At 69.2% G+C, this 19,810-nt stretch carries 16 protein-coding genes; 4 read left to right on the forward strand and 12 right to left on the reverse strand.

Annotated elements, in window-relative coordinates:
* Positions 1-42: 42 nt before the first annotated feature.
* Both RI211_RS11970 and RI211_RS11975 read left to right on the forward strand, forming a co-directional pair.
* The gene (locus RI211_RS11970; RefSeq protein WP_315637951.1) at positions 43-792 is read left to right on the forward strand and encodes an SDR family oxidoreductase; all 750 of its coding nucleotides are present in this window, start codon (positions 43-45) and stop codon (positions 790-792) included.
* Positions 793-1,133: 341 nt separating this feature from the next.
* Entirely contained in the window at positions 1,134-2,057 is a 924-nt protein-coding gene (locus RI211_RS11975) for a pseudouridine synthase (RefSeq protein WP_315637950.1), read from the forward strand.
* Between the two features lie 6 nt (positions 2,058-2,063).
* Here the strand turns inward: RI211_RS11975 and RI211_RS11980 are convergent, their stop codons facing one another.
* The 6 genes from RI211_RS11980 to RI211_RS12005 all read right to left on the reverse strand — a co-directional run bounded on the left by RI211_RS11980 (position 2,064) and on the right by RI211_RS12005 (position 9,397).
* The gene (locus RI211_RS11980; protein ID WP_312675263.1) at positions 2,064-2,723 is read right to left on the reverse strand and encodes a methionine ABC transporter permease; all 660 of its coding nucleotides are present in this window, start codon (positions 2,721-2,723) and stop codon (positions 2,064-2,066) included.
* Positions 2,723-3,766, reverse strand: a complete 1,044-nt coding sequence (locus RI211_RS11985) for a methionine ABC transporter ATP-binding protein (RefSeq protein WP_312675264.1) — start codon at positions 3,764-3,766, stop codon at positions 2,723-2,725. The genes RI211_RS11980 and RI211_RS11985 overlap by 1 nt, the downstream gene beginning before the upstream one ends.
* A gap of 98 nt (positions 3,767-3,864) precedes the next feature.
* Positions 3,865-4,770: a MetQ/NlpA family ABC transporter substrate-binding protein gene (locus tag RI211_RS11990; protein ID WP_315637949.1), complete on the reverse strand. Its 906-nt coding sequence runs from the start codon at positions 4,768-4,770 to the stop codon at positions 3,865-3,867.
* A 103-nt stretch (positions 4,771-4,873) separates the two neighbouring features.
* On the reverse strand, positions 4,874-6,658 hold the full coding sequence (locus RI211_RS11995) for a Na+/H+ antiporter (protein WP_315637948.1): 1,785 nt from the start codon (positions 6,656-6,658) through the stop codon (positions 4,874-4,876).
* Between the two features lie 39 nt (positions 6,659-6,697).
* The gene (locus RI211_RS12000) at positions 6,698-8,590 is read right to left on the reverse strand and encodes an ABC-F family ATP-binding cassette domain-containing protein (protein ID WP_315637947.1); all 1,893 of its coding nucleotides are present in this window, start codon (positions 8,588-8,590) and stop codon (positions 6,698-6,700) included.
* A 42-nt stretch (positions 8,591-8,632) separates the two neighbouring features.
* On the reverse strand, positions 8,633-9,397 hold the full coding sequence (locus RI211_RS12005) for an alpha/beta fold hydrolase (protein ID WP_268776812.1): 765 nt from the start codon (positions 9,395-9,397) through the stop codon (positions 8,633-8,635).
* A gap of 225 nt (positions 9,398-9,622) precedes the next feature.
* Between RI211_RS12005 and RI211_RS12010 the strand changes: the two genes are divergently transcribed.
* The gene (locus RI211_RS12010) at positions 9,623-10,843 is read left to right on the forward strand and encodes an HNH endonuclease signature motif containing protein (protein ID WP_315637946.1); all 1,221 of its coding nucleotides are present in this window, start codon (positions 9,623-9,625) and stop codon (positions 10,841-10,843) included.
* A gap of 286 nt (positions 10,844-11,129) precedes the next feature.
* A complete protein-coding gene (locus tag RI211_RS12015; protein WP_315637945.1) occupies positions 11,130-12,359 on the forward strand; it encodes a Cmx/CmrA family chloramphenicol efflux MFS transporter in 1,230 nt (409 codons plus the stop codon).
* Between the two features lie 87 nt (positions 12,360-12,446).
* On the opposite strand, the gene RI211_RS12020 is transcribed toward RI211_RS12015, so the two are convergent.
* The 6 genes from RI211_RS12020 to mgrA all read right to left on the reverse strand — a co-directional run bounded on the left by RI211_RS12020 (position 12,447) and on the right by mgrA (position 19,808).
* The gene (locus RI211_RS12020; RefSeq protein ID WP_315637944.1) at positions 12,447-13,568 is read right to left on the reverse strand and encodes a substrate-binding domain-containing protein; all 1,122 of its coding nucleotides are present in this window, start codon (positions 13,566-13,568) and stop codon (positions 12,447-12,449) included.
* A 62-nt stretch (positions 13,569-13,630) separates the two neighbouring features.
* The gene (mmsB, locus tag RI211_RS12025; RefSeq protein WP_187661979.1) at positions 13,631-14,998 is read right to left on the reverse strand and encodes a multiple monosaccharide ABC transporter permease; all 1,368 of its coding nucleotides are present in this window, start codon (positions 14,996-14,998) and stop codon (positions 13,631-13,633) included.
* Positions 14,995-16,608 (reverse strand): multiple monosaccharide ABC transporter ATP-binding protein, encoded by a 1,614-nt coding sequence (gene mmsA / locus RI211_RS12030; protein ID WP_410505918.1) that lies wholly within the window; start codon positions 16,606-16,608, stop codon positions 14,995-14,997. Before mmsA ends, mmsB begins: the two co-directional genes overlap by 4 nt.
* A gap of 60 nt (positions 16,609-16,668) precedes the next feature.
* Complete coding sequence (locus tag RI211_RS12035; RefSeq protein WP_187661980.1) at positions 16,669-17,682, reverse strand: LacI family DNA-binding transcriptional regulator; 1,014 nt, start codon at positions 17,680-17,682, stop codon at positions 16,669-16,671.
* A 118-nt stretch (positions 17,683-17,800) separates the two neighbouring features.
* Positions 17,801-18,733 (reverse strand): 4-(cytidine 5'-diphospho)-2-C-methyl-D-erythritol kinase, encoded by a 933-nt coding sequence (locus tag RI211_RS12040; protein ID WP_315637943.1) that lies wholly within the window; start codon positions 18,731-18,733, stop codon positions 17,801-17,803.
* Between the two features lie 7 nt (positions 18,734-18,740).
* Positions 18,741-19,808, reverse strand: a complete 1,068-nt coding sequence (gene mgrA / locus RI211_RS12045; RefSeq protein ID WP_315637942.1) for an L-glyceraldehyde 3-phosphate reductase — start codon at positions 19,806-19,808, stop codon at positions 18,741-18,743.
* Between the last annotated feature and the right edge of the window lie 2 nt (positions 19,809-19,810).

The following is a 19,810-nucleotide window of genomic DNA, read 5'->3' on the forward strand; positions in this document are numbered from 1 at the left end:
ACCTATTGTGGACACACAATATCCATGATTGAAGGAGTGGGCATGCGCATCGCGGTCGCAGGCGGAACGGGGCGGATCGGGCGACGGGTCGTCGAAGAGGCTCGGCGTCGGGGGCACGATCCGCTGTCACTCAGCCGCAGCGAGGGCGTCGATCTGACCACGGGCGAAGGCCTCCCCGCCCTGCTGCGCGGGGTGGATGCGGTCGTCGATGCGACGAATCCCCCGGTATCCGACGTCGCCGAGGCCGAGCGGGTGTTCACCACGCTCAGCCGCACGCTGCTCACCGCCGAGGGCGAGGCGGGGGTCGGCCACCACGTGGCCCTCTCGATCGCGGCGCTCGATCGGGTGCGCGGCAATCCGCATTACGCGGGTAAGCGCGCCCAGGAGCGTGAGGTCACGCGCGGCGCGGTGCCTTTCACCATCGTGCGGGCGACGCAGTTCCACGACTTCCCCGCGATGATCGCCGAGTGGAGCATCGAGGACGGTGAAGGCATCGTGCCCCCTCTGCTGCTGCAGCCCATCGCGCCCGCAGACGTGGCCGTCGCCCTCGTCGACGCCGCGGAGTCGCCGGCGCTCGGCGGCTCGTTCGACATCGCCGGACCCCGCACGGAGGACGCCGTCGACATGGCGCGCCGCACCCTCGCCGCGTGGGGGCGTGAGCTTCCGCTGCGCGCCGCGTGGAAGGGTGCCGCGCTCGGCGTCGAGTTCGCGGGTGAGGTGCTGCTTCCCGGTGACGACGCCCGCATGGCGCCGACGACCTTCGACGACTGGCTCGCCGCCGAAGCCCGCTGACACCCCGACCGGTTCAGGGCCTCCCGTCCGGTCCCCTCGCTCCGGATGCACGACCAGGGTCCGCTCGTGGGACGAAAACCCCGGAACGGTCGTGCAGGCGCAACCGGATCGTGCACCGAGGCGGACAGCGACCCTGTCTCCCGTCGGGTCCCACCACTCCGGATGCACGACCGAGGTCCGGACGTGGGACGAGAGCCCCGAAACGGTCGTGCAGGCGCAACCGGATCGTGCAACCGGGGCGGGATGAGTGGCGGCCGCGGCCCACGGACTCTGCCCGGCCGGTCGCCTAGGCTGGAAGCACCCGGTCGCGGCCCCGCGACCCCTGCTCCGAAGGCCGAGACATGGGCATGCCCTCCCCGCTTCCCGTGCGCGACGGGGTCGGCGCGACCCGGCTGCACGTGCCGATGACGGGTGCATGGCCCACGGTCGCCGCCTACATGGTCGAGCGGTTCTTCCACCTGGATCCGGAGCGGCTGCTCGTGCGCTTCGACCGCGGGGAGATCGTCGCGCGCGACGGCCGGCCGCTCTCCCGGGACACGCCTCTCGGCGCCGAGGAGTTCGTCTGGTACTACCGGGAGCCTCCGACCGAGAAGGAGATCCCGTTCGCCGAGGAGATCCTGCACCAGGACGAGCACCTGGTGGTCGTGGACAAGCCGCACTTCCTCCCCACCACGCCGGGCGGCAAGTACCTGCAGAACTCCGCCCTCGTCCGGCTGCGCAACCGTCTCGGCAACCCGGATCTCACGCCCATCCACCGCCTCGACCGGGCCACGGCGGGCCTGCTGATGTTCTCCGCCCGCCCTGCCACCCGCGGCGCCTACCAGCTGCTGTTCGAGGATCGCCGCGTGGAGAAGGTGTACGAGGCGGTCTCCGCGCGCCCCGCGGACTGGGATCCGTCGCGGTTCCCCCTGGTCTACCGCAACCGCATCGAGAAGCTCCGCGGTCAGGTGTGCGTGCAGGTGGATGAGGACGGCGAGCCGAACTCCGAGACGCTCATCGAGGTCATCGCCGCCGACGACCGCGTCGTGCACACGCTTCTCCGTCCGCACAGCGGGAAGATGCACCAGCTCCGCGTACACCTCGCCGCGCTCGGCCTCGGCATCCTCCACGACGGCTTCTACCCCGTGCTGCAGCCGGAGCGTCCGGACGACTTCACCCGCCCGCTCCAGCTCCTCGCACGCGAGCTCCGGTTCACCGATCCGCTGAGCGGGCAGGAGCGCACGTTCACCACGCGCCGGAGCCTGCAGGAGGCCCCGGCACGCTAATCGACCTCAGCGGCGCATGACCTTCCGCGCGAGCCGGGTGCCGAGCGTCTGAGCCACGTGCACGAACACGACGATGAGCAGCACGGCGGCCCACATCACGACCGGCTCGAACTGACGTCGGCCGTACGTCAACGCGAAGTTCCCGAGACCACCCGCGCCGATGTAACCGGCCATTGCGGTCATGTCGATGAGCGCCACGATCACGAACGTGTATCCCAGGATCAGGGGTCCGAGCGCCTCGGGGATCACGACCGTGAAGAGGGTTCGCCACGGTCCGGCTCCCATCGCACGTGCGGCTTCGATCACTCCCGGCGAGACACCGACCAGATGCTGCTCGACGATCCGGCCGATGGCGAACATCGACGCCACCACCAGGGCGACGATGGCAGCGTTCGTGCCGATGCCGCTCCCCACGATGAACCGCGAGAACGGGATCAGCACGGTGATGAGGATCACGAAGGGGATGGGGCGGAAGAAGTTGATGAAGAGGTTCAGAACGGCGGAGATAGCCCGGTTCTGCAGCATGCCGCCCGGCCGCGTGAGGTACAGCCCGACTCCGATCAGGCCTCCCAGCAGACCACCGAGCACCAGTGTCAGCGACACCATGTAAAGCGTCTCGACGGCAGCCGTCCAGAACTCAGGGCCCAACTCGATCAAACGATCCATCAGCGCACCTCCTCGCGGTCGATGTCCGTCACTTCGATGCGCTCCGAGATCCGTGCAAGCGTCGCATCGATGCGAGCGTCGTCCCCGCGGATCGCGAGAGTCAAGTGGCCAAAGGCCCTGCCGCGGATGTCATTGATACCGCCGAAGACCAGCTCGAACTCCAACCCGGCCTCCGCCAGCTCCAGGAAGACCTGCGCTTGGGACGGACCGCCGTCGCGGAAGGAGAACGTCACGAGTCGTCCCTGATGCCGGTCACGCAGGACAGCACGCTCGGACGGGGAGGGAATGCCCTTGACGACCGTACCGACGAATCGCTGCGACGCGGCATGCTGCGGGTTGGAGAAGACCTCGAACACATCTCCCTGCTCGATCACCCGCCCACGGTCCATGACGGCGACCCTGGTCGCGAGCGTCTGGATGACGTCCATCTCGTGGGTGATGACGACGATCGTGACGCCCTGCTCCTCATTCACGCGCTTGAGCAGGGAGAGGACTTCATGTGTGGTCTCCGGGTCCAGCGCGCTGGTCGCTTCGTCGGCGAGGAGGATCGCCGGCCTGGTCGCGAGTGCCCGCGCGATCCCGACCCGCTGCTTCTGGCCTCCCGACAGGTGCTCGGGGTACGAGCGTGCCTTGTCGCTCAGCCCGACGAAAGACAGCATCTCGGTCACGCGCGCGTCGATGTCTGCCTTCGACCACCCCGCAAGCTTCAGCGGATACGCGATGTTCGCCCGCACGCTTTTCGAGGAGAAGAGGTTGAACTGCTGGAAGATCATGCCGATCCCGCTCCGCACCCGCCGGAGCTCACGCTCGCTGAGTGCCGTGATCTCGACACCGTTGACGGCGATGCGGCCGGCGGAGGCGGGCTCCAACGCGTTGATGAGTCGAACCAGGGTGGACTTCCCCGCACCCGAATAGCCGATGATTCCGAAGACATCTCCCTGCTCGATTTGCAGAGACACATCGTCGACAGCGGTGATCTGGGTGCCGGATGCGGACGGCGAGGGGTAGCTCTTCGACACGTGCTCGAGGGAGACGATCGGCATGGGTTCTCCGGTCTTGAAGGAGGAAAGGGCGGGGTCGGCCTGAAGACGACGAATCGGGCGACGCATCCGCGTCGCCCGATTCTCTCAGGTGAACCTGATCAACCGTTCGCAGCGACGTCCTTCTGGACGTCCTTCAACAGCGAGGCGAGCTCATCTGCCGGCGTCTGCAGAGTGACGCCGGTTCCTCCGGACGACTTCGCCAGCCCCTCCTGTACAGCTTCGTCGGTCTGGAAGATCTCGACGAGCTTGAGGTAGGTCTCGTTGTCGACGTCCTCAGCGCGAGACGCGAAGATGTTCACGTACTGGAGCGCGCTGGGGTCCTCCGGGTCGTCGGTGAAGAGTGCATCGTCGAACGAGAGACCGGCGTCCTCGACGAAGTCGTTGTTGATGATGGCGGCAGCGACGTCGGGCAGAGCCTCCGGAGTAAGTGCGGCTTCCAGCGCGGTGACCTTGACCGTCGACTTGCTCTCGTCCACGTCTGCGAGATCGGAGAATGCCGTGCCTCCGTCCTTCAGCTCGACGAGGCCAGCGGCTTGAAGCACGAGAAGCGCGCGGGCCTGGTTGGACGCGTCGTCGGGAACCGCGACGGTCTCGCCCTCAGGAATGTCCTCGACCGAGTCGTACTTCGTCGAGTAGAGACCGAGCGGGTAGATCTGCGTCGAACCGATCGCCGCGAGGTCATCCCCCGAGGCCTCGTTGTACTGCGCCAGGTACACGACGTGCTGGAACTGATTGAGGTCGATCTCCCCCTCGCTCAGCGCAGGGTTGGGCAGCTCGTACGAGCCGAAGTCGACGAGTTCGACCGTGATGCCGGCGTCAGCCGCCGCATCCACGAAAGCGGGCCACTGCGGGTCGCTCTCGCCGACCACGCCGATCTTGACGGTCTCGTTCTCGGAACCGCCGTCGCCGGACCCCGCGTCGGACGAGGTGGCGCACCCGGCGAGGGCGACGAACAGCGGGACCACGGCGAGCGCGGCGAGGGCGGAGGTTGTGCGGCGGGACATGATGAGGAGTTCCTTCCTGGCGGGACTCGACAACGTTAGGCAGGGGGGCGCGCTGTCGCGGAATCGGGATGTCACACGGCGTCACAGCCGCGCGGGAGGCGGGTCAGTCGAGCTCTTCGATTCCCTGCAGGCGCACCTGCTCCAGGTCGAGACGGGCGGAGATCCGGCGGACGACCATGTCGTCCACGGTGCCGGCGCCGCGGAGCCCGAGCAGGACCTCGCGCTTGCGGTCGAGCAGCGCGAGCTTGAGCCGGGTGTGCTCCTCGTGCCGCACGAGCGGCGAGCGCTGGGCGAGGTCGACGTCGGCGGAGGTCGCGATCATCTGCAGCGTCGTGCCGTCCGTCGCCTCGGGGTCGGGGGCGGTCCCTGCCGACACCGCGACGTCGCCCGCGTCTGCGTCCTCGTCCTCGCGACGGGGCGCCTCTCCCCCGGTGCCGTAGGGATCGGGCTCGCCGAGCATCTCGTCCAGCGCGTCGGCCTCGGCGTCGATGAGCGCCTGCTCCCGCGCGAGCGTCCGGGCGTTCGCGAACTCCAGCGCCTGGTACCCCTCGGCGCGCACCCGGTCGCGCACCTCCTGGCCGATGCCGTGCTCCGCGGCGAGGTCGTCGAGCGCGGCCAGGGCCGCACCCGAGATCGCCCGCTCGGCGAGCTCGTACTCCTCGTCCTCGGCATGGTCGACCGGGAATCGCGCCCAGCGCACGAGCGCGGGGAGGAGAGGCGCCTGCACGAGGAGGCTGAGCAGGATCACTCCGGCGGTCACGAAGACGATCTCGTCACGGCCGCCCACGACGCTCCCCTCGGAGACGCCGGTCGGCACCGACAGTGCGATCGCCAGCGACACCGCTCCGCGCATGCCGGCGACCGTGGACACGAGTCGGGCGCGGGAGCGGGAGCCGCGCGGCGGGCGTTCGGCCGGGCGACGCTGGAACAGCACGTTGAGGAGCTGGAACACGTACCGGACGGCGAAGAGCGTCGCCCACACGGCGAGCGTCACGAGCACCAGGCGGCCGATGGCGGCGGCGGAGATCTCGTGCGCGACGAACTGCACCTCGAGGCCGATGAGCACGAACAGCGCCCCGTTCAACAGGAAGACGCCGAACGGCCAGGCCGCGTCGGCCTGTCGGCGCGAGGCCGCCGTCGTCACGCGCGGCGACACCCAGGCGACGATGAGTCCGGCCACGACCACGGCGAGCACCCCCGACGCGTGCACGAGCTCGGCGAGCAGGAACGCGGAGAACGGCACGAGCAGCAGCGTGACGTTGATGACGATGGTGGAGGAGATGCGGCGCAGCAGCAGCGTGGCCAGGGCCGCGACCACGATCCCCGCGGCGATCCCGCCCACGTACGACACCAGCACGTCCCAGGTGACCGAGAGCGGCGTGACCTGGCCGCCCAGCGCGAGGGACACCGCGATGGCGTAGAGCACGAGCGCGGTGCCGTCGTTGGTCAGGCTCTCGGCCTTGAGCTTCATGAACATCCGACGCGGCAGCAGCCGACCGAGGGCCGCGACGGCCGTGGCATCGGGCGGTGCGACCGCAGCACCCAGGATGAGCGCGATCTCCCAGGGCATGCCGAACAGCACGCCGATGCCGGCCACCGCGAACGCGGAGGCGACGACGAGGAGCGTGCTCATCGGCACGATGTAGCGGAAGTCGCGGCGGATCGACCGCAGCGATGTCGTCAGGCTCTCCCAGAACAGCATCACCGGCAGGAAAAGCAGCAGCACGGTCTCCGGCGGCAGCTGGACCTCGCGCAGCGGCGGGATGAATCCCAGCGCCAGACCGAGGATGACGAGGACGAGGGGCAGCGCGAGACGCACGCGCGGGGCGATCAGGGTTCCGACGAGGATTGTGAGTCCGAGCAGGACGGTTACTTCGAGGCCTTCCATCGCTACTCCCAACAGTCGTGGGAGAAGGATATTCCTCCGTCAGCCGATCTGCTCCGTGACTTCGAACCAGCGCAGCTCCAGCTCCTCGATCTCGGCCTCCTGCGCCGTGATCGCCTTCATCCGCTCGCCGAGGCCCTCGTAGTCGGACTGGTCGTGGTCGGCGAGGGCGTGCTTGGCCGCGTCGACCTGCTGCGTGAGCTTCTGGATGCGGCGCTCCAGGGCGGCGGCTTCCTTCTGCGCCGCCCGGAGAGCAGCGCCGTCGAGACCGCTCGTTGCGGGGGCCGCTGCCGCGGTCGCCGCGGCCGTCTCGAGGTGCTGTCGCAGGCGCAGGTACTCGTCGACGCCGCCGGGGAGATGCCGCAGGCGCCCCGCGCCGTCCGGCCCCGGGAGGATCGCGTACTGCTGGTCCGTCACTCGCTCCAGGAAGTACCGGTCGTGGCTGACGACGAGGAGCGTGCCCGACCAGGAGTCGAGGAGGTCCTCGATGGCGGCGAGCATGTCGGTGTCCATGTCGTTCGTGGGCTCGTCGAGGATGAGCACGTTCGGCTGGTCGAGCAGCACGAGCAGCAGCTGCAACCGACGCTGCTGGCCACCGGAGAGATCCTTCACCGGCGTCGAGAGCTGGGCGGAGGAGAACCCGAGTCGCTCCAGGAGCTGTCCGGGCGTGAGGTCCTGCGCCTTCGACCCGGCGCCGAGCGTGTACGAGGTGCGCAGACCCGAGATGACTACGCGCACGGGGTCGTTCCAGTGCGGCAGGAGTTCGTCGAGGCGCTGCGTAAGCGTGCGCACCTGCACGGTCTTCCCTCGCTTGATCCGCCCCTCGGTGGGCTCGACCGTGCCGGAGATGAGCCCCAGGAGTGTGGACTTCCCGGCGCCGTTCACGCCGAGGATGCCCGTGCGCTCGCCCGGGGCGATCCGCCACTCGACGTCCTTGAGCACGGTCTTCCCGCCGGTCCCTGAGCCCGCCTGGGTCCCTGAGCCTCCCTGGGTCCCTGAGCCTCCCTGGGTCCCTGAGCCTGCCTGGGTCCCTGAGCTTGTCGAAGGGTACGTCACCCCCACATCGAGCAGGTCGACGACGTCCTTGCCCAGCCGCGAGACGGCGAGCGACTGCAGCGAGACCTTGTCGCGGATCTCGGGCACGTCGGCGATGAGCTCGTTGGCGGCGTCGATGCGGAACTTCGGCTTGCTGGTGCGGGCCGGGGCACCGCGGCGCAGCCAGGCGAGCTCCTTGCGGGCGAGGTTCTGCCGCTTCGCCTCTGTCGCCGCCGCCATGCGGTCGCGCTCGACCCGCTGCAGGATGTAGGCCGCGTAGCCGCCCTCGAAGGGCTCGACGATGCGGTCGTGCACCTCCCACGTCTCGGTGCAGATCTCGTCGAGGAACCACCGGTCGTGGGTCACGACGAGGAGGGCTCCGGCGTTCGCGGGCCAGCGCTTCTTGAGGTGCCCGGCGAGCCACGTGATCGCCTCGACGTCGAGGTGGTTCGTCGGCTCATCGAGCGCGATGACGTCCCAGTCGCCCGTGAGCAGTTTCGCGAGGGACACACGGCGGCGCTGCCCGCCGGAGAGGGAGCCGATCTGCGCGTCCCACGGCAGATCCGTCAGCAGCCCCTCGATCACGTCGCGGACGCGGGCGTCTCCGGCCCATTCGTGCTCGGCCATGTCGCCGACCACGGCGGCGCCGATCGTGATGTCGTCGGGGAGCGTGTCGGCCTGGTCGAGCACGCCGATGCGGGTGCCGCCGCGCACGGTCACGCGCCCGGAATCCGGTTCCTTCCGGCCGGCGAGCATGGCGAGAAGGCTCGACTTGCCGTCGCCGTTGCGGCCGACGATGCCGATGCGGTCGCCCTCCTCGATGCCGAGGGTCACGGCGTCGAAGACGACGCGGGTCGGGTATTCGAGGTGCAGGGCTTCGGCCCCGAGAAGATGTGCCATGTCCTCTCCAGGGTAGTCGCGCCGCGTCGGGCGGTCGCCCGGTCAGACGAGCGAGGGGGCGAAGAGCTCCGGCAGCGCGGCGGTGAAGACCTCGAAGTGGCTGTACCAGACGGTGTGGGCGGCGCCGGGGATGCTGCGCACCGTCACCCCGCCGTGCTCGAACCGTCGCGCGTCCTCATCGGTCACCCAGGCGCTGGGTTCCGCGCGCACGACGATGGAGCCGGGGGCGGCGGTCCAATGGCCGTCCTCCCCGCAGGAGACGGAGGCCGCCGTCGGCGGGTCGAACCGCTCGGCCGCCCGCGCCTCGACCGTGGCGTCGTCGACGGAGTAGAAGGGACGGAGGCGGCGGAGGTCGGCGGGCGACATCCGCTCGCGGCGGTCATGCTCGTACTGCGACACGAGCACGGCACGATCCTGGCCGCCCTGCAGGGCGAGCGGCGCGTCGACGTAGACCGCGAGGCCCGGGTCGAGGCGGGGCGCGGCGGCGGCGAGCACCGTGGCTCCGAAGGAGTGCCCCACGGCGACGGCGAGGGTGGAGCAGGCGCGGTCCCCCGGGGTGCCCTCGGCATCGCAGCCGGCCGCGACCTGCGCCAGAGTCTCGACGACGGCATCGGCCGCCGACTCGATCGTGAGCTCCGGGTCACGCGGCGAGAGGCCGTGGCCGGGCAGATCGAGCGCCAGCACGCGGAAGCCGCGTTCCACGAGCAGCGGGACCACGCGGTGCCAGCTCTCGGCGGACCCCATCATGCCGTGCAGCAGCACGGCGACGCGGTCGCCCTCCCCGGCTTCGATGACGTTCAGGAGCACGGAGCCAGTCAACCACGGTCGTTATTCTTTCGTGATACGACTTTCGGCCAGATTCCTTCGAACCTTCGTTCGAATGTCGGTGGTCGGTGATGGACTGACGTCATGCCCGCACTGCTCGACGCGACCGACTCCCAGATGGCGATGCTCGCCGATCTGGTGGAGGGGCTGGAAGCGGCCGAGAAGACGCTGAGCAGCATGTAGGCGGCCCGCGACGGACTGCTCGCGATGGCGGGGCGTCTTGCGGTCGACATCGCTCGGCAGGCGCGTCATCCGGACGGCGGCGACATGGCGATCCGCACGGTCGCCGCGGAGATCGGGGCCGCACAGCGCGTCAGCGACCGCACGATCGAACGGCGGATGTCCGAGGCGTCCTGGCTGGTCGAGCGGTTCCCCACCGTCTGGGAGGCCCAGGGCGCCGGACGGATCAGCGCCGCGCACGCGCGGCTGATCGTGGAGGCGGGCGCTCATCTCGATGACCCGGACGACCGTTCGTGTTTCGCGACGGAGGCGATCGAGGTGGCCGCTGCGGAGTCTCCGAACCGGATACGCCGGCTCGTGCGCCGACTGGCCGACCGGCTCCAGGAGCGGACGCTCGTCGAGCGACACCGCGACGCCAGGGAGCTGCGCCGCGTCTGGGTGACCGACCTCGAGGACGGCATGGCCGAACTCGGTGCGCGCGGCCCTGCGGCCCTCGTGCACGGCATGTTCGACCGGCTCTCCCAGATGGCGCATGCCGTGCGGGAGGAGAACGCGCGAGCACACCGTCGGGAGGCGGAGGAGAGCATCCCCGACGACAGGACCGTGGACCAGCTGCGCGCGGACCTGCTCGCCGACCTCGTCCTGACGGGCGCTCCGGCGGGACATGACTCGGACGAAGGACTGCTCTCGGAACTTCGAGCGCGCGTCGAGGTCACCGTGCCGGTGCTGACCCTGATGCACGGCGAGCAGGAAGGGACCACGGACGGGACTCCGATCCTCGCCGCCGAGCTCGACGGGGTCATCCCGATCGATCCGGCCACGGCCCGCCGACTGGCCGGCGCGGCGAGCGGATGGGACCGGGTGCTCACCCACCCGATCAGCGGGGCGCTGCTGGCCGTCGACCGGTACCGGCCGAGCGAAGACCTCCGCCGGCACCTGCGGGCCCGCGATCAACGCTGCCGCTTCCCCGGCTGCGGCCTCGCGCCGCGGAAGTGCGACCTCGATCACAATCACGATGCGGCGCTCGGCGGAGAGACCGTGCACGACAACCTCGCGACCTTCTGTCGACGACATCACATGCTCAAACACCACTCTCCGTGGCACGTCGAGCAGGGGCCGGGCGGCGTTCTCGAGTGGACGAGCCCCACCGGCCGGAGCTACATCGACCGACCGCCGCCTCCGCACACCGTGACCTTCGCCGAGGATCCCCCGTGGTCCGCCGCCGACGCGCGGCCCGGCTCCGACTGATCCCGCAGGCACGACGTTGACGTCTGCACACCGATCACGCAGGGACACCGATCACGCAGGCACACCGATCGCGCCTGCACACCGATCACGCAGGCACGCCGATCAGCCGTAGGGTGGAGGGCATGTCGAGTCCCGAATCAGACAGGTCGGGGGCTGCCGGTCACACCGTCAGCCCCGTGAACCGCTGATCCCTTCGTCCGCCCTGTCGGCGGGCGCGCGCCGGTGACCCGGGCGCTGACCGTGGTGACGAGAAGCCCTCCTCTTCCCTCTCACCTCGGAGCACTCGATGCCTTTCCCCCTCTATGCCCTCGCCCTGGCGGTCTTCGTCATGGGCACCTCGGAGTTCATGCTCGCTGGACTCCTCCCCGCGATCGCGGACGACCTCCACGTCCCGGTCGGCACGGCCGGTCTCCTCACCTCGGCCTTCGCCGTCGGCATGGTCGTGGGCGCGCCCGCCATGGCCGCGTTCGCGCGCGAGTGGCCGCCGCGTCGCACGCTCATCGTCTGCCTGGCGCTCTTCGCCGCGTGCCATGTCGTCGGCGCGGTGACGTCTGCCTTCGAGCTCCTCCTCGTCATGCGCGTGCTCAGCGCCCTCGCGAACGCGGGGTTCCTCGCCGTCGCGCTGCGTACGGTGACTCTCCTCGTCCCCCGCGAACGCACGGGACGCGCCCTCGCGGTGGTGCTCTCGGGGACGACCATCGCCACCGTCGTCGGCGTCCCTGCGGGGGCGGTGCTCGGCAGCGCATCGAGCTGGCGGGCCACCTTCGCCGCCGTCGCTCTGCTCTGTCTCCCCGCGCTCCTCGGGATCCTCCGTGGAGTGCCGACGACGATCCGGGGCGCGACGCATGGGCAGCCTCGGTCGACATCCGGAGCAGCCCCGGCCCCGGCGCATCCCGCCAGGAAGGCACCGTCCCTGCGCGCGGAAATCGCCCTCCTGCTGACGCCGCCGCTCGCCCTCGCGATGATCCTGGCGGCGCTGGTGAACGCGGGGACCTTCGCGGTCTTCACGTTCCTGGCGCCGATCGTCACCGAGATCGCCGGTCTGCCCGACGCTGCGGTCTCGGTCGCGCTCGTCTTGTTCGGTCTCGGCTCGTTCCTCGGCGTGACGATCGCCGGTCGATACACTGATCGGCACTCGGGCGCGTTGCTCGCCGTCGGTGGACCGCTGCTCCTGGGCGGCTGGATCGTCTTGGCGACGGTCGCGGATCAGCCGGTCGCGCTGCTGGTTCTCGTCTTCGTGCAGGGCATGGCCTCGTTCGGCGTGGGAAGCACCTTGATCACCCGCGTCCTGTACGCCTCCTCCGCCGCCCCGACGATGGGAGGGTCCTACGCGACCGCGGCCCTGAACCTCGGTGCCGTGATCGGTCCGGCCTGGGGCGGCTGGACGCTCGCCAGCGGAGCCGGTCCGCTCTCCCCCGTCGCGGTCGCCGTGACCCTGTCGACCTGTGCCCTCCTTCTTGCCCTGATCACGCGAAGAAGGCACTCCGGCAGCGGACGCCGCGAGGCTGAGCCCTGACAACGGCGGCGAGCCGCCCGGACCCGAAGGTCCGGACGGCTCGTCGTGTCCGACGTTCGCGGGGAACGAGGACGGTCTCGCTTCTGCTTACTCGTACGACTTCACGATCTCGAGGAGGCTCGGAACGTTGGCGTACGCCTCGGCCGCGTTCTCCTTGGTCACGATGACCGGCGGGAGGAGGTAGGCCGGGACGACCTTCTTGCCGTTGTCGTACTGGTCGGTGTCGTTGACGTCGACCTCGTCGCCCTTCTGGAGCTGACCGACCATCTTGATGGCCTGCTCCACGAGCAGCGTGGTGTCCTTGTTGATCGTGGAGTACTGCACGCCCTCCATGATCGACTTCACCGACTCGACCTCGGAGTCCTGACCGGTGACCACCGGGACGGGCTTGCCGGCCTGCTGCGCCGAGGTGATGATGGCGCGGGCGAGGGTGTCGTTCGGGGACAGGACGCCGTCGAGCGTCTCCGAGCCGTAGCTCGACGTGAGGATCGAGTCCATGCGACGCTGCGCGTTCTCCGGCTTCCAGCCCTCGGTCGCCGTCTGGGAGATCTCGGTCTGCCCGGAGACGACGTTCAGCGTGCCGTCGTCGATCTTCGGCTGCAGCACCTCCATCGCCCCGTTGAAGAACACCGCCGAGTTGGCGTCGTCCGGCGAGCCCGAGAACAGCTCGATGTTGTACGGCGCCTCGTGATCCGCGCGCTCGGCGAGGCCGTCGAGCAGCGCCTGGCCCTGGAGCTTGCCGACCTCGAAGTTGTCGAAGGCGACGTAGTAGTCCACGGCGTCGGTGTTCTCGATGAGACGGTCGTAGGCGATGACCGCGACACCCGCGTCGCGGGCGGCCTCCACCTGCGTGGTGAGCTGCTTGCCGTCCTTGGCACCGATGATGATGACCTTGGCGCCACCGGTGACCATCGCCTGGATCTGGTTCTGCTGCTCTGCGACCGTGTTGCTGGCGGGCGCGTACTGCACGTCCGCCTTGAAACCGGCCTTCTCCAGGCCGTCGGTGAACAGCTGACCGGCCAGGACCCAGTTCTCCGAGGTCTTGTCGGGCAGAGCGACACCGATCGTGGAGCCGGCGTCGAAGCCCGAGGCGGTCTCCTCGCCCGCCCCCGAACCCGAGTCCCCACCGCCGCGCTCCGAGGAGCAGCCGGTGAGGGCGAATGCGCCCGCGACGACAAGCGCTGTCGCCGACAGAAGGATCTTCTTCATGTGATCTCTTTCTCTGGTGTGTGCAGGTCCCGCCGCGCCTGCGTTGCGCGACGTGGCCCTTACTATCCGCGCGTCTCCTCGACGGCGGGGGCTTCGTACTTCTGACTGGTGGGGTAGTTGGTCTTCGTGGGATCGAACGTGTCGGTGGCCGGGTCCTGCTTGCGGCCGAGACGGCGCGTGAGGAAGCCGGTGATCGACGGACGACCCTGCTGCTTGTTCCACACGTCGACGCCGACGGCGAACAGCAGCACGAGGCCCTTGATCATCGAGACCACGTCAGCACCGGCGCCGAGCAGCGCGAGGCCGTTGTTCAGGAACGCCATCACCAGACCACCGATGATCGACCCGATCACCGTGCCGATGCCGCCGGAGACGGCCGCGCCGCCGATGAAGACGGAGGCGATCGCGTCGAGCTCCCAGCCGTTGCCGTCCTGCGGGCCCGAGGCGGTCGCCCTCGCGACGTAGATCATGCCGGCGAGCGAGGCCAGGACCGACATGTTCATCATCACGAAGAAGTCCACCCAACGGTCCTTCACGCCCGAGAGGCGCGCGGCCTGGCGGTTGCCGCCGACCGCGTAGATGTGGCGGCCGAAAACGGTGTTGTTCGTGATGAACGAGTAGAGGATGACGAGGGCGAGGAGGATGACGCCCGAGATCGGGAAGCTCGTGCCCTCGCGCCCCGTGGCGAACAGCCAGCCGGCGATGAGGATGACGGCCGAGATGAGGACGACCTTCGTCACGCTCACCCAGATGGGCGCCATGTCGGAGCCCATCTTGCGCTGGATGCGCCGGGTGCGGATCTCCCAGAACACGATCCATGCGACACCGGCGAGCGCCAGCAGCATGGTCGGGATGTTGAACGGCAGGGGCAGGGCGATCTCCGGCAGGTAGCCGGCACCGATGATCTTGAAGCCCTCCGGCACGGGCACGGACTGAGAGTCACCCACCGCCTGGTTCGCACCGCGGAAGAACAGCATGCCGGCCAGCGTCACGATGAACGCCGGCACCCCGACGTAGGCGACCCAGAATCCCTGCCAGGCGCCGACGAGCACGCCGACACCGAGACCGAGGAGGATGCCCAGCGGCCAGGGGAGGTTCCAGTCCTGCATGGCCTTCGCCACGACGATGCCCGTGAACGCGGCGACCGATCCGACCGAGAGGTCGATGTGTCCCATGATGATGACCATCACCATGCCGATCGCCAGGATCAGGATGTACGAGTACTGGTTGACGACGTTGATGAGGTTTCCGGAGGACAGCGTCAGTCCGGTGCCCTTGAAGATCCACGTCAGCACCTGGAAGACGACGAGGATGACGACGAGGCTGCCGAGGATGCCGAACTGACGGAGGGTCGACTGCCCTCCCCCGAACATCTTCGTGATGTCCTTGAAGTGGAAGCCGCGCTTCGCGGTGGTCGAGTCGGTGGTCATGCGGTTGCTTTCTGGGTCGCGGAGGTCATGCTGCGCATGAGGTCTTCGGGGGTCGCCTGGTCGGCCGGGATGCAGTCGGTGACCCGGCCTTCGAACACGGTGTAGATGCGGTCGGAGATGCCGAGCAGCTCGGGCAGCTCGCTGGAGATGACGATCACGCCCTTGCCCTGCGCGGCGAGCTCGTTGATGATCGCGTAGATCTCGTACTTGGCGCCGACGTCGATGCCGCGGGTGGGCTCGTCGAGGATCAGCAGGTCGGGGTCGGTGAACATCCACTTCGCCAGGACGACCTTCTGCTGGTTGCCGCCGGACAGCTTGCCGACGCCCTCCTCCACCGACGGGGTCTTGATGCGCAGCGCCTTGCGGTACCGCTCCGCCACCGAGAACTCCTCGCGGGAGTCGACGACGCCGTGGTGCGCGATCTTGGAGAGCTTCGCCGCGACGATGGACCGCTTGATGGTGTCGAGGAGGTTGAGGCCCAGCACCTTGCGGTCCTCGCTCACGTAGGCGAGCCCGTGCTTGATGGCGGCGGCGACGTCGGGGAGCTCGATCTCCTGTCCGTCCTTCACGATCGTGCCGGAGAGGAACGTGCCGTAGGAGCGGCCGAAGATGCTCATCGCCAGCTCGGTACGGCCGGCCCCCATGAGCCCGGCGATGCCGACGACCTCGCCACGACGGACGTTGATGCTCGACCCCTTCACGACCATGCGCTCCGGCACGGTCGGATGCTGGACCCACCAGTCCTTGACCTCGAAGAACACCTCGCCGATCTCCGGCGTGCGATCCGGGTAGCGACTCTCCAGCGACCGGCCGACCATGCCGCGGATGATGCGGTCCTCGTTGATCTCGCCGCGGGAGATGTCGAGCGTCTCGACCGTACGGCCATCGCGGATGATCGTGATCTCGTCGGCGATCTGCTCGATCTCGTTGAGCTTGTGACTGATCATGATCGACGCGATGCCCTTGGCCTTGAGCCCGAGGATCAGGTCGAGGAGGTGCTGCGAGTCGTTCTCGTTGAGCGCCGCGGTCGGCTCGTCGAGGATGAGCAGCTTGACGTCCTTGTTGAGCGCCTTGGCGATCTCGATGAGCTGCTGCTTGCCGACGCCGAGCGTCTTGACCGGGACGTCAGGGTCCTCATCCAGCCCCACGCGGGCGAGGAGCTCGATCGTGCGCTCCTTCTGTGCCTGCCAGTCGATGCGCCCGAAGCGGCGGATCTCGTTGCCGAGGAAGATGTTCTCGGTGACCGAGAGCTCCGGGATGAGCGCGAGCTCCTGGTGGATGATGACGATGCCGGCCTGCTCGCTGGCAGCGATGTCCTTGAAGCGCTGCTCCTGGCCGTACAGGAGGATCTCGCCGTCGTAGGTCCCGTAGGGGTACACCCCCGAGAGGACCTTCATCAGCGTCGACTTCCCGGCGCCGTTCTCGCCGCAGATCGCATGGATCTCACCGGCGCGGACGGTGATCGAGACGTCGGCGAGCGCCTTGACTCCCGGGAACTCCTTGGTGATGCGGCGCATCTCCAGGATCGGGCCTGACACGGTCGGCAACGTTGCTGTGGTGCTCACGGATCTTCCTCGCGACGTGCGGTCACCTTCGATGTGACCGTTCACATCGGTATATCGTCGTCTTCCGCAGGAGCGGTGTCAAGTCCGCGGCGTGTTTTCGTGTCGCTACCGTGATGCAGCGGATTCGCGCGCCCGCAGAAGGGTCTGCAGAGGGCCGAACGCGGGGGGCTTCTCACCGCGGATCTCGGCGAGGAGGATGCGCACGGCGCGTCGGCCGAGCTCGGGGAAGTCCTGATGCACGGTGCTGAGCGTCGGCGCCACGTGCGCCGCGACCGGGATGTCGTCGAAGCCGATCACGCTCACGTCGTGCGGCACGCGCAGCCCGGCATCGCGGAAGCCGTGGAGCAGCCCGATCGCCATGAGGTCGTTCGCCGCGAACACCGCCGTGAAGTCGCGCCGCAGCGAGAGTTCCTTGCCGGCGAAGTAGCCGAAGTCGGCCGTCCAGTCGCCGCGGATCGGTGGGAACGTGGAAAGGTCGGCGTCGCGGAGCGCATCGAGGTACCCGCGCATCCGGGACTCGGCCTCGATCCAGTCCTGCGGGCCGGCGAGATGGAGGATGTCGCTGTGGCCCAGAGCGATCAGGTGCTCCGTGGCCGCCTTCGCCCCCGCCACCTGGTCAGCCGAGAGGCTCACGCCGTCCGATCCCGAGGCCGTCTGCAGGGTCACGAACGGCATCGTGACGTTCATGCCGCGCAGGACATGGAAGACGCGCACCTGCGGCGCGAGCACCACGATGCCGTCGACCTGCTCGCGCTCGAGCTGGCGCACGGCGTTGCCGATCGCCTCCGGCGTGGTCGCGGGGAGATTGAGCGTGGAGACGGAGTACCCCTCCTCCCGCGCCGCGTCCTCGATGCCGGCGATGGACGACGTCGGTCCGAACTCGCCGATCGTCGCGGAGAGGATGCCGAGCATGTTCGACTTGCTCGTCACGAGCGCGCGGGCGGCGAGGTTGGGGCGGTAGTCGAGGACGGCGATCGCGTCGAGGACTTTCGCCTTGGTCTCCGGGCGGATGCTGGGGTGGTCGTTGAGCACCCGGGACACCGTCTGGTGGGAGACGCCGGCGAGGCGGGCGACGTCGCGGATGCTGGGCATGCGGGCACGCTCGGAGGAGGTGGACATCCAGCCTCCTCGCGTGTGCACGGTCACATGACCACTTCATTATGTCTGCCATGACCCCCGGACGCACCTCGACCGCGCGCACACCCCTCGTGTCCCGGACACGGCGGATCGGGAAGGCTCAGCCGATGATGCGGGCTCCGGGGACGGCGCCGTGCACGTGCAGTGGATCGAGGCCGCCCTCGCGGAGAGCCGTCTGCACCGCCTGCGCGGACTCGGGATCCGCGCAGAGCAGCGCCACGGTCGGCCCCGATCCCGAGACGAGGCCGTGCAGCGCGCCTGCTGCGACCCCGCGTTCGATGGTCTGCGCCAGATTCGGTCGCAGGTCCAGGGCGGCCGCCTGGAGATCGTTGTGGAGCGCGTCCGCGAGCTGCCAGGCATCTCCGGTCCGCAGCGCCTGCAGCACCGGGATCGGCACGTCCAGCGAGAGCGGCGGATCGTCGGCGAGCGCGCCCTCCTCCTCGCGCAGCTCATCGAGCCGGGTGTACACGGCGGGGGTGGACAGTCCCTCGTCGCTGGTCACCAGCAGCCAATCGAAGCGGCCGCGGGCGAGGGCCGGATTCAGCTGATCGCCGCGGCCGGTGCCGACGGCGGTGCCGCCGTGCAGCGCGAACGGCACGTCGGCGCCGAGCCGCGCGGCCAGATCGTGCAGCCGTGCAGCCGAGAGCCCCGTGCCCCAGAGGGCATCGCACGCGACCAGCGCGGCCGCCGCGTCCGCGGAACCGCCGCCCATGCCGCCCGCGACGGGGACGCTCTTGCGGATCCGCAGCGCCGCCCCGCCCGGATGATCGGTCGCCATGGCCAGCAGCTTGGCCGCGCGCATCGCGAGGTTCCGGTCGTCGAGCGGAACCGAGCCGTCGTCCTCCACCCCTGACACCGTGAGGGAGAAGTCGTCGGCCTCCCTGGCGATCACGTCCTCGTAGAGCGACACCGCCTGGAAGACCGTCGCGAGGGCGTGATAGCCGTCGTCATGGCGCCCGCCGACCCCGAGGTAGACGTTGATCTTCCCCGGCGCGCGCACGTGCACGGACCGGGAGGACGCGGCGAGGCTCATGAGCGGATCACAGGTCCGACGAGGTCGCCCACAGGTTGACGTCGATGGCGCCGGCGAGCTCGTCGATGCGGCGGAGCTCCTCGTCGGTGAAGGCGGGGCCGTCCAGAGCCGCGAGGTTCTCGTCGAGCTGCTCCGTGCGGGACGCTCCGATGAGAGCCGAGGCGACGACCGGGGTGCGCAGCGTCCACTGCAGGGCGAGCTGTGCGAGCGACTGTCCCCTGCCCTGGGCGACCTCGTTCAGCGCGCGGAGCGTCTGGACGGCGTCATCGGTCAGTGTGCCCTTCGGCAGCGAACCGCGCTGCTGCGCGCGCTCGGCGGTGCCGTCACCGAGGTACTTGTCGGTGAGCAGCCCCTGGGCGAGCGGGGTGAAGGCGATGGCGCCGAGGCCCGACTCCTCGAGGGTCTGCGTGAGGCCGTCCTCGATCCAGCGGTTGAGGATCGAGTACGCGGGCTGGTGGATGACGAGCGGCGTGCCCAGCTCCTTCGCCACCGCGACGGCCTCGGCCGTGCGCTCGGCGCTGTAGGAGGAGATGCCGACGTACAGCGCCTTGCCCTGGCGGACCAGGGTGTCGAGAGCGCCGACCGTCTCGGCGATCGGGGTGACCGGGTCGACGCGGTGCGAGTAGAAGATGTCGACGTAGTCCAGCCCCATGCGCGTGAGGGACTGCTCCGCGCTCGCGAGGATGTACTTCCGGCTCGCGTAGTCGCCGTACGGGCCGGGCCACATGTCCCAGCCGGCCTTCGACGAGATGATCAGCTCGTCGCGGTACGGACGAAGGTCCTCCGCGAAGATGCGACCGAAGTTCTTCTCGGCGGAGCCGTACGGCGGGCCGTAGTTGTTCGCCAGGTCGAAGTGCGTGATCCCGTGGTCGAACGCGTGGCGCAGGAGCGCCCGCTGGTTGTCGAGCGGGATGTTGTCGCCGAAGTTCCACCAGAGCCCGAGCGAGATCGGGGGGAGGTACAGGCCGGAGGAGCCGACCTGACGGTAGGCGAACCGTCCGTAGCGGCCCTCGTCGGCGGCGTACGGACGGTGCAGCTCGGGGACATCGGGGCGGAAGCGGGGGGAGTCGGTCACCG

Origin of the sequence: Microbacterium meiriae, from assembly GCF_032364335.1 — a bacterium.
GTDB classification, from domain to species: domain Bacteria; phylum Actinomycetota; class Actinomycetes; order Actinomycetales; family Microbacteriaceae; genus Microbacterium; species Microbacterium meiriae.